Source organism: Vibrio campbellii CAIM 519 = NBRC 15631 = ATCC 25920, from assembly GCF_002163755.1.
GTDB classification, from domain to species: Bacteria; Pseudomonadota; Gammaproteobacteria; order Enterobacterales; family Vibrionaceae; genus Vibrio; species Vibrio campbellii.
Genome location: NZ_CP015865.1, coordinates 46,204 through 60,007 on the forward strand (window position 1 = coordinate 46,204; position 13,804 = coordinate 60,007).

General features: G+C 42.0%; 12 protein-coding genes. All 12 read right to left on the reverse strand.

Annotated elements, in window-relative coordinates; genetic code table 11:
- Positions 1 to 220 precede the first annotated feature (220 nt).
- Positions 221 to 2,401, reverse strand: a complete 2,181-nt coding sequence (locus A8140_RS24875) for a hypothetical protein (RefSeq protein WP_005532968.1) — start codon at positions 2,399 to 2,401, stop codon at positions 221 to 223.
- Positions 2,402 to 2,553: 152 nt separating this feature from the next.
- Positions 2,554 to 2,907, reverse strand: a complete 354-nt coding sequence (locus A8140_RS24880; RefSeq protein ID WP_005532966.1) for a hypothetical protein — start codon at positions 2,905 to 2,907, stop codon at positions 2,554 to 2,556.
- A 336-nt stretch (positions 2,908 to 3,243) separates the two neighbouring features.
- A complete protein-coding gene (locus tag A8140_RS24885) occupies positions 3,244 to 3,888 on the reverse strand; it encodes a hypothetical protein (protein ID WP_005532964.1) in 645 nt (214 codons plus the stop codon).
- Between the two features lie 243 nt (positions 3,889 to 4,131).
- Positions 4,132 to 5,445: a Vps62-related protein gene (locus tag A8140_RS24890; protein WP_005532961.1), complete on the reverse strand. Its 1,314-nt coding sequence runs from the start codon at positions 5,443 to 5,445 to the stop codon at positions 4,132 to 4,134.
- A gap of 172 nt (positions 5,446 to 5,617) precedes the next feature.
- Positions 5,618 to 6,160 carry a lysozyme family protein gene (locus tag A8140_RS24895; protein WP_005532959.1) on the reverse strand — a complete coding sequence of 181 codons (543 nt, stop codon included), beginning with the start codon at positions 6,158 to 6,160 and terminating at the stop codon, positions 5,618 to 5,620.
- A gap of 136 nt (positions 6,161 to 6,296) precedes the next feature.
- On the reverse strand, positions 6,297 to 6,854 hold the full coding sequence (locus tag A8140_RS24900; RefSeq protein ID WP_005532958.1) for a hypothetical protein: 558 nt from the start codon (positions 6,852 to 6,854) through the stop codon (positions 6,297 to 6,299).
- A complete protein-coding gene (locus tag A8140_RS24905; protein ID WP_005532956.1) occupies positions 6,854 to 7,927 on the reverse strand; it encodes a phospholipase effector Tle1 domain-containing protein in 1,074 nt (357 codons plus the stop codon). The genes A8140_RS24900 and A8140_RS24905 overlap by 1 nt, the downstream gene beginning before the upstream one ends.
- A 165-nt stretch (positions 7,928 to 8,092) precedes the next feature.
- Positions 8,093 to 8,539, reverse strand: a complete 447-nt coding sequence (locus tag A8140_RS24910) for a transcription termination/antitermination NusG family protein (RefSeq protein WP_005532954.1) — start codon at positions 8,537 to 8,539, stop codon at positions 8,093 to 8,095.
- Positions 8,540 to 9,269: 730 nt separating this feature from the next.
- Complete coding sequence (locus A8140_RS24915) at positions 9,270 to 10,325, reverse strand: replication initiation protein (RefSeq protein ID WP_231692817.1); 1,056 nt, start codon at positions 10,323 to 10,325, stop codon at positions 9,270 to 9,272.
- Between the two features lie 568 nt (positions 10,326 to 10,893).
- The gene (locus tag A8140_RS24920) at positions 10,894 to 11,475 is read right to left on the reverse strand and encodes a DUF2913 family protein (protein ID WP_005532950.1); all 582 of its coding nucleotides are present in this window, start codon (positions 11,473 to 11,475) and stop codon (positions 10,894 to 10,896) included.
- Between the two features lie 343 nt (positions 11,476 to 11,818).
- Positions 11,819 to 12,637 carry a hypothetical protein gene (locus tag A8140_RS24925; protein ID WP_005532948.1) on the reverse strand — a complete coding sequence of 273 codons (819 nt, stop codon included), beginning with the start codon at positions 12,635 to 12,637 and terminating at the stop codon, positions 11,819 to 11,821.
- A gap of 53 nt (positions 12,638 to 12,690) precedes the next feature.
- Positions 12,691 to 13,770: an HBL/NHE enterotoxin family protein gene (locus A8140_RS24930; RefSeq protein ID WP_005532945.1), complete on the reverse strand. Its 1,080-nt coding sequence runs from the start codon at positions 13,768 to 13,770 to the stop codon at positions 12,691 to 12,693.
- Between the last annotated feature and the right edge of the window lie 34 nt (positions 13,771 to 13,804).

Here is a 13,804-nt window from a genome sequence, read left to right on the forward strand (position 1 = left end):
ATGAACTAATCACCAAAGCTCATTTTTTCGTCTTTGGTTTGTGTGTTTGTGTGTTTGTGTGCGGATGGCTAGAAGTGGTAAGAGCAAACAGCTAAAAAACCTCCCGCATAGCAGGAGGTTTTCATGCATTAAAAAGCAATTTAAGTCCATTTAGGTAACCTCGACAGTTACACGGACTGGTTTTCAGAATCAAGACTATTGCGTGGCTCTTTTATAAGCCCTAGGTATTTTTTGGCTCTTCTATAAGTCCTACGTATTGCTTTTTAATTTTTGTTTGATGATAGGCCGCTTTATCGTCCCAGTTTTCTGGCCAGTTTGCACTGCTATAAGTCCAAGCACTGAGTTCACGAAGCCCCTCTTCCAAGTGTTGTAAACTCTTCTCAAGGCCATGGTCCGCACCAATATTGGTACTTGAAGACATGCCTTTCCAGTTTTCAATGCCAGCGGCTGCGTTGAATCGGATCGGATAAAGTGTTGTTTTTCCATCTTTTGAATGTAGCGTTTTGCTTTCTTGATCAGGGGTAAAGTTCATTGCCTTCACTAGACCTCCAGATTTAGAGAACACGGCTTCGGTGTCATAAGCTGAGCTTAAAAGCCCTTTTTCAGGACCAAAAGCCCAAATTTCTCGGTCTGGTGTGGGTAGAGGCAACACTTTGTACGCCTGGCTGAACGCATCGTAGTTGCGGCCATTGAAAGCGATTGTCTCTAGCTTGTAGACTGTTCGGTTATCATTGCCCCCGCTCGTTGGTGAAAGGATGCTTTTATGGTTGCGAACAAAACCAAGACCCAGTTCAGCGTTGCGTAAGAATGTATTTTCATTCCAGTATTGATAAATTAATGCAGCTGGATCGCTGAGTGAATGGTAAGCCTCAGAGAGAGTTTTACCATCTTGCATTAATGCAGCAACATGATCGAAGTTATCCGCAAGGGCGGCAGTTTTAACCAGTGGTAGCGACCGGTCTTTGCGTTTAATGTACTCAATACCAGAAGCGTGCGCGATATGATAGATTCGGCTTAAGGTTTGGAAATCTTGCAGCATAACACGAGCTTTAATGCTCTCAGAGGTGTCTAGGTCTTCAATACTGTTACAGTAACCTTGTGCCAACCAAGGTATCAGATTAGACCAGTGAGCGATCCACACACCTAAGGGGATATGATCATCGCTATTACCTTTAATGGGTCTTTTTATCTCGGCGGTATCCATGACTTCAGTCTTTTTAATCAAGATTTCGTTTTGATTCAATGACTCAATGTTATCAAGCGTATTAATGTTGTTTTCTTTAACTTGTTCCTTTGCTTTTTCAAGGCCACTTAAATTTGATTCTTTTTCGGATTGTTTGAGAAACTCTTCAAATGTGAGTTCAGAGTTCTTCGCTTTAGCCTCTTCATAGGCTTTCGCCTTCGCATAAATATGAAGATCGTCGAGATTTTTTAATGATCCCACTTTATTGGTGACGTCATCGCTAGGTTTAGGTGTTACAAATTCAGGGATCTTAGGCGCGCCAGACGTAATATTCATGTCTGGCGCTTCCACGAGAACATGGACATCGTTCAATTGCTGAAGTGCAGTTTCACTAAATTTCGTAAACCACTTCTGAACTTGATCAGAGAGAGCATTACCGCTGACGAAGCTAGTGCATGTTGCTGTGACATTGGCTTCTTGGTCGGACTTACTACCATCATAAATGGCCTGTAAAGAGACGGATTTATCCAAACCAGCGTAAGAGAAATTGGCTTGGCCTCCATACTTCCACGAATTATCTTCGTCTGTAGCCGTCATCTTAAAGTGTACCCCTCCCATTGCACCCCATGCGATGCCGACAACGAGCCCGTCACCATAATCGCGACAAAATTCATCTGAAGCTTTGACCCATTTTTGGAGTAAATCATGAATGGTCGGGTATTGGTTTTTATCACTAGTCAGTGCGTCAGACAGTGACACATCTAAATCGTTACATTCCTTATTTACGGCGTTATAACAGTCAAGTGCACCTAACGCCGATTGCCTGCACCCTTTTTTTAGACCGCTTAAAAATTGAGGAACAGTGAGCTTCTCAAAATCAACATACTCAACACCACAGACAGACAGTGCACTATAAGTTACTTCAACTGATTTGCTGCTATTGGCTGCCGCATTACCAACATAAGCACTGGCGGAGGCTTCAAACTTGCTGACTCCAGATACACCATAGCTACCTGATATCCCAAAAGAACCTTGGTTCATTTTGTCTGAATAAACATAGCTGCTTGTACCTGACATTCGGTCATGTTTTTCTACCTGTGAAATCATGCTAGAAATATTAGAATCAATAACACTCGGCTTAAAATTGTTATCGTATGATTTAATATGACTACCGATAGTCACGGCGTAGAGTGGGTTTTCAATTTCTGAATTAAACATAATTAGTTACGCTGTATTAGTGATAGGGTTTATTAAAAAACGGTAGAGTTCAATATATGATCCCTACCGTTTTCTTTATCATTTTTATTAAGTTTTGAACAAAGAAGATGAGAGAGTTTTTATATTAAAATTCTCTCTAGTTTGATTGCTGTTTATGCAGGGTAAAGAATGTATGTAATGTATTGTTCATGACCTGTCCAATCACCATCAATTTTAGTATAAAATGAATTGTCTGGATTCTGAATAATACGATATGCACTTGGCTTATCACCGTATGGGTGGTTAAAGTGAAATTCTACTTCAACACCCGTACCTTCAACTACATACGTTACAATGCCCTTAGGGCCAATCATTGCACCGCTTCTATGGTTGCAAGAAAAAACACCTTCAGATTCAATTTTCTTTGGTGGTTCTGAAATGAATTTACCATGTTCTAGGTCGGTAGATTTAAAAATTAATGCATTACCAAGGTTATTTTCAATTTTAAGTTCAACATAACGTGACATTTTTATTCTCCATGTGAATATTGAATGATGACTACTGACTGAGTAGTCGTTTGGTTTAATTACCATAATTAATATCGAAAAATAATACTCCGATGATTGATTATGGATATGGCGGTATATTTAGAGAGTTAATTTACCCTAAATATTGGTAGTTTTAGCCTAATCAATATTATTAATTAGGCTAAAGCATAGTATTTGTTAGAAGTGTTATTAATGATACGTTTCAATCTTGGATTTATTGCGATGATTTCATGGCTTTCCATCAAATAAATTGTACTTGTACCGCTGCTCCAAGTGATAACAAGCTGCAGAGTCTCAATCTTTCAAACTTCGGGATTACGCCGCTTGTGACTCTCCCAATAAAGCCGCGCAGCGGTTCACTAAATCGAAATACTGCCCCATAGTGCTTTCTACACGGGGGTCAGAAACCTCAGTTTGTCTGGTTTTGATCAAATGAAGAATCAAGTAAGCGTACATGCGGTATTGGGGGGCATGGTGTTTTCTTATGGTAAGTAATTTGGACTGTGGGTCTTCAACAAGCATTCTTAGCTGATCCACACCCAAGTGGAACACCATCAGCCGGGCTAACTCTGGAAGTAATGCAACGTCACTTATCTCTTCATCGCTGCAATATTGTTTTACCCTTTGGATGAGTGAGAAACGGTAGTCGATGAGCTGCGCTTCTAGCTTAGCAAGATTTTGGTGGCTCTCTTCTGCAAGGTAGGCCAAACGAAGGCAATAATTAAATGCTTGGATATCATCCCAAAATTGATAAATTTCGCCATCGACGGATGCGATTGTTTGAGACCATGACATACGTGGCCAAGTGGTTTGTTCAAATGGCAAATGGGGCTTGGTGAATAGGTTTAGCACGCTGCGAACCTGTTCTTCGGTTTGTGCATCAAACAGAAGCTTAAGCAATTTGCTTGTTTTGTGGTTATAGCTACTAATGTAATACTGAAGATCGTTTTCTTCTTTCATTATATCATTCCTTTGAAACGTACTATGACCAAAAGCAAGCGGCACCATGATGATTCAATGTGCCGCTCACTGAGTAGTTATCGTTCTTTTATGAAGATAAATACCATCCGGTGAGCTGAGTATGACCGAAGTTTTCAAACGACAGACGATCGCGGGTTACGATTGCTGCCCTCGATATTCTTTGTGTATACATGAGTTTCACCGGGTTGTTACGAGCTTTGTGGGCGCAATAATCAACGCGCGTTATTCACTCTTATCGTCTTTGTGCGCGGGATCTTCCCAACACACCACCTCTTTTGCAGACGCGTTAGTGAAAGACAGTCGGTTGTTTGCAAAATCACTACCATCGCCGCGTTTCACGTAGATGACCTCGTCCAAGAAGTAGATACCCATTGCCGACCATGCTGGCACGGTATAGCCTTCTTCTCTTGTTTTGGAAGCGAAAATTTCTTCAGATTTTGTTCGTTCCCAACCAAAGCTGGCAGACAGTTCACAAGTTACGGTACCACCAATGAATTTACAGCCGCCCTCTGCTGTTACTGTTAAGCTTGCGCCAGCACTCAGCGTCTCAGATTTTGCTTTTGTTACACCAGATTCAGTTGTGATAGTAAGACTGATTGGCGTGGGTGCCTTGTTGTTGTAGAACCCATCACAAGGGCTGTACTTCACATGGCGCTCTAGGCGGTAAAAAGGGGATTCGCGGAATTGTCTTTCTCGCGACATATCCTTATCGGCGGTTAAAGCGGTACATGGCACATAAAAGTAGCTCTTTAACATATGCTCCGTCTTAGGTGGTTCGTCGTAACCCGAGACGTCAGGAACAGGAATTTCGCCGCCATCCACTGGGAAAATTGGCAGTTTAAGAACACGTAGTACTGTGTCACGGTATGGGCGGTTTGGTTTTGAGTGTTTGCGTGCTGCCACAAAGCCACCTGATGCCACGAAGATAGTGTTATCACCTTCTACGCGTTGATCTGGTCGAATTTCCCATAATGAAACATCGTGATCACCATGTGAGCCAGCATCATCCCAAATGAATGTGTTACCGTCTAAGATGCCGTCTGCTGTCAGGTCTTCGCGCACACACATGACTTCTCGTACATCTGGTTTGGCATCTGAGCCATATTGGTCTCTTGCAACATCCCCCAATGCTACATAGCCTTTTGGTGGAATAGGTCGCCAAATTGAACCTTCAACAGTGGCACCAGAGTTTACGCTGTCCCAACGCCACTCATAGTCGATTGGGTGTGCTAAAGCGGGTTGTTGTCCTTCTGGTACATAGTTCTGCTTAATCAGAATTCCAGCGACACCATGGAAAAAACAGTCCGTGACATTCCAGTGATCTTTAACAGCAACCGAACAAAGGCTGTAGAATCCCTCTTCGTTATCACAGTTAGTCGGTAGCGGGCGACACAAGCTAACACATTTATCGCCGCCATTACCTCGTTCATCCCAAATACACTTATAGTTTTCGGCGAAACGAATCGTCACCTCACCACAATCGAGTTGTCTTACGCGAGGGTAAGCATCATTACTTTCTAATACATTAGAGTCCATAATAATTTCCTTTATTAATTAAATTACGTTATTCATGGTGGATTGAATATATTTAAAATATAGAGTCCACTTATTTATTGAGGGGTAGTGCTCAATTTTTATAAATTCATACATTGATTGGTAAAAAGCGCACGGAATAAATAAAAGATATAACGAATATCCTTCATTTTGCTTAGATATTTTTCAGATCGGCTACTGCATATTTAACGTTACGAGACGTTCGTTCTTGCCACTTTTGGGAATGGATTTTTCCGCTTGAATAATTAGAGATAAAATCCAGCCTCTCCGCGATAAAATGCAAAACAAACTCATGCGGGATCGCGTCTTTCATTGCGCCAATAGTCACTGAACCTAAGATACCATCTGGCTTTACCTTCAAGGCGTTTTGTAGAAAAACCACACTGTGGTGTATGCCATGTTCGATCACCGAGTCTAAAAACTGGAACATAACGCACTGCGGAATGGAGAATTCATCTTTAAAAGGGGAGTAGAAATCATAATAGTAGATTTCCATTGCCTGTTCTTTAGTTAGGTTAATGATGTCTTGATCAGGATAAGACATAGCGGAAATTCCATATTTAGAACCTTTTAATTCTCCTCGACCTACCGCCCCTCCGGTCCAGTGTTTTCTCTCTTGGGGTGAGTTATTAAAATTAAATTCTGATTCCATTAATCGATCGAAGATAATTTCAAAAAAATCATCATAGTGATTCATGTTTTAATCCTATTTACTGTATAATTAAGTTCCGAATTAATAAATTATTTATTATCGATGAAATACATTAATGCGTTGCAAAGTCGAATTACTTGAGACTAAGAGCCCTTAACTCTCATCACGTCATAGGCGTCTTTTATTTCTTTGCATAGTTCACGCTTGGCGCTTCTTTAGTATGAAATTCGATCCGCACTCGTATGAAGTTATCATCGTGCATGTCTTCAAGGCTTTTGATCGTGTTTTCAGAGGCGAGGGCGACGTTGATGTCGTCTTTCGGTAGAAAGGTATCGTTTAGGGTGTCCGGCGTGAGTCTCTTAATCTTCAGTTTTGCCTCCGTGAGACATTCGTCCTTGTAATTACAAACCTTAAAGGAGTTAATACTGGGCACCAATACTCGGCTCGCTAAGTGGCTTTTATCTAGGTAGATAACACCATCCGGCACTCTTTCGTCCTTATAAAGTCGAACGTACATGTAGTGGTTAACAATACTTTTTGAAAGATAAGTGATTTCATCGGTGATGGTCTCGGAGTTTTTATAGACTTCGTCTCGCGCCATTTCCCGAATGATGTTTGTCACGTCGACCTTCGCTTTTTCGAATAAATAGTGCCCAAGGTAGTCCCCAGTAAAGACTAAAGCAGAGGCGACGCCCCCGGACAGCAATGTTTTTGATTTGATGCTCATCGCTTTACCCATTAAATATACCCATAAAAAACACGGGTTTTTATGCCTTGTAATCCCTTTGGGTCATAATCTGGATCTTGTTCTTTTCTTGCTAAGACAGAAGAGTGGATAACGGGCAAACATGACTCATCGGTAACGATACGATCGTTTTTTAGCACACACACTTTTCGGCTTTCCAATGTTAAACGCTGAAACAGCCCCGTTCGTTGCTTGTAGTGAATATGACCCATCTCGTTGGGTTGGATGTCGAGATCATTGTCATCAATGATGCCTAAATATGCCGAGGGTAACACTTCATCCAAAGCAACATCCTTCATCGTCAGAGTCAATTCTGGTAGTTTTTGGCACTTAACGAGATATGATAACCAGTCGATAGAGTGTGACAGTGTAACATCGGAAAGACCATCGTCATAAAAGCCTCCCCCAATATTAGAATGCACACCAGGGAACCAGATTTCTTCAACACGAAGTGGATCGTAATTCATCAAGTTCGGTTGGAAAGCTCGACGACGTTCGTCGATGCTCACCATATGAAGTGCTCGGCCGACAACGGGTGATAATTGGTACATCTGCTCGTAAAGCGTTTCATTACTGAGCCGAGTTTTGGAGCTCAAATTAGGCAGGCCGGCACTGGTCACCGTATCGAATAGGCACATGAAAACGAAAGAGCAGGCGCTTGGGTTAACGAGGTCCTCGATAATGGTGACAAATTGACGCGCGATAGCCGCTCCCCGTGAAAAACCGGTAATAAGAACGATGTCACCATTTTCGTAGTGCTGAGTGAAGTCTCGACCCGCTTTCTCCAAAATCGCTTTTTTGTCGCCCATTGAGAACGCAAAAGCGGATTCCAAAGCATTATGTAACGCATTACTGTACGTACCAATGCCCTGGTAATAAAAGCTCGCTTTGACGTTGTCTTGCATAGACTGGCCGTACTTTTCCCCTTCATGCAAACCGCCACCTAACAAGAAATGCAGCTTTAAAATATTGGAGATACTGTCACCTTGCGCTTCCGAATTCGAAGAACAATCCAGTGGTTCATTCCCAGTGCCATCAAAGTTAAAAACAATCACTTTTCCTGTCATTTTTTATTCTCCTTACGTGACAAATGAAGCCGGCAACCATTGCGTGGCGCGATATGTGAAAAACGGCGTCACCACATCCAGGTAACCAACGTTGATATCAACTGGCACAGTGATGGAGAAAAGGGGGAGTGACGGCGAGTTAAAAGCGAATCTTCTGTTTGACGTTTAGCGTGCATGGAACACCAAGGATTGATGCAGCAATTTCACTCTCTCTGCATCTCTTGGCTCATTTTTTATCAGATTAATCAATTGTTTGGATTTGGTGCTTCGGGTGTTACGTTGTGATTTTTTTTCGCTTGAGCGTTGCTTAAGCTGATCGATAAATTCGCTGGGCATGGTAGCAAAGCGATTGCATGACCGAACAAAGTATGAGGCACCAGAGAGGCGTAAAATGTGTGAGAAGTTGAGCTGTGAATGATCGAATTGAACAAAGAGATAATTGGCGAAGAGCGGTACTGACTTTCTCCTGAACTGCCCTGGGCGATCTTGGCGCACTTTATAAACAGTCATCATCGGTTGATAAACCTCAATGCCCAGCTGTTCAAGTAGTGCGACTAGGTGAGTGTTTTTGTCCTTTCCATTTCCACTATAGAGTAAATACCATGCTTGCATTTTAAACCCTCATCACTGAAAGACAGAAATAGCTCCGCCGAAATTGCACCCAAGTTTGAGCAATTTCAAAATACGCAACTAAATGCATTAAGGGGGAGTATACCTGCCTAGCCAGCAGGTCCGATTTGAGGTAGGATGTGTTTTCATCAGACGTGCAGATGCAGCGGACCTGCCTAGCTCGGAAAGTCCACTTTTTTTTGCAACCGTTGTTTGACTAGGTCGGCCGTGGTTGTTCTTTAAATCGCGATCGTGACGCGCTGTATGGCTCGCTAGGTGACGTAAGTCTTTAAAACCTAACTTTTTTGTCGCCCATGGGCTTGGGTTCAGTGTGAATAGACTGAGTCTTATCCTTATTTATTTTCATTATTATTAATAAGGTGTGTCTGTAGACTGGATGACCGTGTCGTCGACAATGCTGTCCGTGCGATACCTTCGTTTGCTTCCACCTTTCGCAAGCAAAACACATTGGTGTTGATGCAAATTTTGATGCGAAAGTGCGTCGGTTTAAACATTAAGAATGAAATTGGGCTTCAAGCCACATTGTTTATGCAGATAGAAAGGCTTGTTAGTACAAAACCTCTTTACTGCAGTGGCCTCATTCTTTAGTCACCGACTGTTTTTGGCTAAGTTGTTCTTAGTCGATTTATAAATATTGTTAATCAGTTTTTCTATGGGCTGAAATGAGCATCTTTGTTAAAGCTTGACGGTTTAAATCAAACTTAATGAAGCATTACTCTCTTAAAGGCCGATGTAATGTTTGAGATAGTCGACCCTTATTGAATTCTTGTTGGTTCGAGACGTTTTTATCCTCTCTTTTTTCATGGCCATTCGGCTTGGCGCAGTTATCTGATACAGCATAATTAACAGCCACCCTTAAGCGCAGAAGTTCTGTAAGGGGGATGATGTCAGGTTGTTTGATCACGCTGTTGATAATGGCTTGATACTTTTTTACTGTCTGTCGGCAGAGCTTACTGAGGCCAGCTATCGCACTGAGCGTGACCCTTTGCTTGTCATTGAGCAACTTTTGTGTGGCAGTGAGGACCTTTTTGGCCGTTGCCGTTTTTCGCTCTCCGTGTGTCCTTCTCGCGGCCATTGATTGACGGACATTCAGTGGCAAAGAATCATCCAGGTTCATTACGCCCCGGTTGATACATTCGCGTCCTACGTAATTGTCCCAAGTCCAACGTGCTACACTTTTTGTCGTCGCCTTGACTTCACTCTGTGGCAGGTTGCTTTCGTAACCTCTTAACGCAAAGTCATTACACCGCTGGGCGTATTGTTCAACGCGAGCCTTGAACGCTTCGTAATAGCTTTGCTCTCGTTCTTGGTCAACGATGCTGTAAGCAAAATGGCGTAACTTTTCGAACAGAGTACAGTTGCGGGAATGACTGGTGTCTCTTTTTTCCTTGCTTTCCCAGTGAGAGATATATTCAATCTCAACATGTGCCGCTAACTCCGACAGCTCATAAACGTAGCCATGAAACTCCGTCGTTGACCAGATGGGGTGATGCGGTGTCTTTGCGATAATGCCGGCATAACAGGGGTCGGCTTTCAGTTGTTTTGCCATGCCTTGGTATACGCGCTTCATGAATTGAATCGGTTTGGCTCTTGCCTTATCACTGGTACAAACAGGAACGATGGCATAATAAAGATGTGCGGTGTTCTTATGCTTGTCACGAACAATAAAATTCGGTGCAGGTAAAGACTGATCGTCCCATATATTTGGGTTCTCATGGTCTAAATCAAACACTAACCAGGAGATCATGTCAGCACGGTTTACTTGCATGTATGAGCGCTTTATCGCGTATTCTCGAGGACGGATGTTAGTCGCCATTTTATTATCACTGCACCGAGCGAGAAAAGGTGCGGTACTCAGTAGCCGACGCATTGCCGCGTGACCTATTTGCGCATTAGCGGATTGAATTAGAGTATTCATTCTATTTTCACTGACGATTGTACGGTTAGTTCATTGCATATACTTCTGTTAATACTGAGAGGCAATTATGTGAAATTAAGGTAGAGGAAGAAGGCTATTTTTCATGTATATGAGCTTTAAATAAAAATTCAATTCATCAATAAATAAATAATGTGATATTGGCCCAAAATATACCTATAAGAATTATAAAGTCTACTTTTATTTATTTTTATGATCTCATTTTAAGTTATTGATTTGGAATAATGCCCTGGCAATTATGTGGTTACTTGATAATTAATCAATCATAATGAAAAAAGAAAATTAATTACATTATTGTCAGATATTAAAGCCAGGGATTATATTTTCACATATCAAATGCTGTTGTTAGAAATGCATATAAACAAAAGCATTTTTATTTATATTTGAAATATATTGATTTTTATGACTTACAGTGCAATAGAATATGAGCTTGGTTAGTTTTTTTATTCCAATCTTTCATTTCGGCAGTGTAACTGCCATGACGCTGGATTGCATCGACAATCCTTGTGATTTGTTCGGAACGAGTATATATGGATACCGCAGGCCTTGACGTTGTGGGGGGGTTATCCTGTTTCAGGTGCTCCTCACTAAGATAGAGCACATCAGACTCCATCGTGGCATCACTGCGGTAGAGTTCCGAGTCTAGACCTTGTTTATCGGATAGGTACTCGAGCAGTGAATACAATGGTTCTAAGCCGCCGATTTTGGTTTCTTTTGCTTTCTCATTCAATAAATAAAGCTTCTCTTCCAAATTAGAGCCTTTCGCTCTCGCAGTTTGGATCATTAATTTAATGTCTTTTTTAACACTTGAGAACTGCTTATTATTGAGCTTTGGTTTAAGGTATTTAACCAGTATCTCGTTACGCCTAGAAACTGGGACAAATCGTTGCTGCTCGGAAACCTTACAAAGTAAATGCAGTAAAGAATGAGTGATGGTGTCACATAATTGGTGATAGTAGCCAAAATCTTTCTGGATGGTCATGTTGTTATTATTTACTCTCGTTGGATATTACACTATAGAGAACTAGAACCTATTTAGTCTATTTTCAAGTTCGAATGAGACGCACTTATACTATTTTTGTACTTTGCGATTACGGACACAGTAATACATCAGTCGAATGACAATGCGCATTATTTACATTATGTTAAATCGTGCGGTAAGAGTTGTTCGGCGAAGCAACAGTACCTTAATTCGATATGACAATTACCTCTTAAATCATCATTAATACGGATGGTGGCGCCACTCAGCCGTTGTTATTTTAAAATCGGTAATATTCAGTTTAGATATTGTTTAACCCGTTACGTGGTCGACGCTAAGTATGGGGTTAAGATACATCGTGGATCAGAGTTTTCAACTCCTGGTTTGCGGCCATAAAGTAAAGTCTTATCTGGTTACGGTTCGTAATGTCGCCATGTTGAATATCGCTAGCAATATTGTCGATGTCTCCTACGATAAAACTTATAGAGTTAGCCACCTTGCCTACTTTATCCATCACATCACTCAAATCTTGGGTGAAGTACTGCGTTTGTAATAAAAAGGACTCTTGCTGATTGATTTGATTCTGTGTAGCCCTAACCTGCGACTCTAAATGGTGGACTTTATCCTGAGCATTCGAAATAAGCACTGCTAACGCAATTAGACCAGGTATGCCAAAGATACCGAGGCCTATTAAGTAGTATTTCTGCTTATTCAGTGCATCCAGTTCCCGCTTTTCACCATCAAGGTTAGATTGAAGCCCAGCAATAGTGGCTTTCAAATCTACGGTAATGGTTTGTAACGCTTGGCTGTTCTCAGCGATAGTCTTATTTGCTTGTCTCACTTGCTCCAAACAATCATCCACAGCCACCTGCGTCGACTTTGCCTCTTGTTGCACGTGGTCAACAAAGCTTTGTAGCTCTACATCCGTTTCCGTATCTAGTATCGCCAGTTGGTTATTGATCTCATCATCTATCGAGTCGGCAAACGATAAGGCATCAGCTTGCATACTTTGTATTTGGGGGACAAGATGATTAACGGTCGTTTCCATACTTTGTTGGATGGTAACGGCATTACGAGGCAAGCCACTGAATTGAGCAATCACTTTTTCAGAAGCCTGCATGTTGGCAATAGCTTGTGACAAAATGCCATCAGTTTTGGTACCCATAAAATTCTCCGAACGACCCCAAAACGCCTGTCTTAGGGTCTATTAACAAAAGATTAAGCGGCTAACCCGTTAACATAATCAGCGAGAGTCGCATTGCTCGGTACAATGACTGGGCTCACACCGGCCATTTGTGCCTTGGTAATGTTGATGTCAGTGATGACATCTTTTACAACCGTGTTAGCGGCCATTAGCCACATCTTGCGAACAGCATCGGGAGATTTGATACCAGTACTAATGTCTTTGCTCAGCATGTCTAAATCAGAGGAAAGTGCATCCCAAGAGTTGCTCATTTGAGAGGCAGCCGTAACGGCGTTCTGAGCTTGGTTTTGAAGGCCCGCAAAACCACTACTAATTGCAGAAGCAATGTGGACTTCTGCTGTTAGCGTTGAGCGTTGTTGATAAAGCGCTTGGCGCGAATTTAGTGAGTCTTTCAAAATCTTAGCACCAGCCGCAATGCCTGCCGTACCTGCTACCATCATAGCAACACCACCAATAACCACAGGCGTTGATGTCCCAGCAGTAACAAAGTCAGCCACTGCGCCGATCGCAGTAACGAACGCACCGCCGACAATTAAAAATCCGCCCGCCACAATGGTGGCAATAGAACCACTAACAGCGGCATTCAGTGAATCGATTTCGCCACTTAGTTTATTTAGGACACCATTATCACCGCCTACTTTGCTGTTTAGGTTTGTCACTACCGCTTGGAAGTTACCCGAGTCCTGAACCAGCGAGTCATGCAGACCCAGAATCACAAGGCGTGTGTTACTTGATACTTCTTGGTATTTTCTCGCTTCATCGCGAAGCACCGCTAGTGCATCAAGCCACTCCTTTTTTGTTGCGCCTTTAGGACACATAATTGGAATCGTTTGATATAGCGCAAAGTAGTTAGAAATATTGGTAATGTTGTCAAAGATCTCTGGTTGAATGGTATTGAGGTATTGATTGGCGTGGCCTTTTGCAGTGGCCAAACCCGCATTAATTTTCGTTTGGTCATCATGCAGGTCAGGGAATTTGCCAAAATCAACTGGCACTTGCTGCAGTACACTGTTGCAGTAGTTTTGAATTTGAAGAGCCTGTGAATTTTGAGCGACCATACCGTGGTCAATGGCAACGGCTGTTCCTGTAAGCATATTAGTTTCCTTTGAGAGTTATTTAGGGTGATTA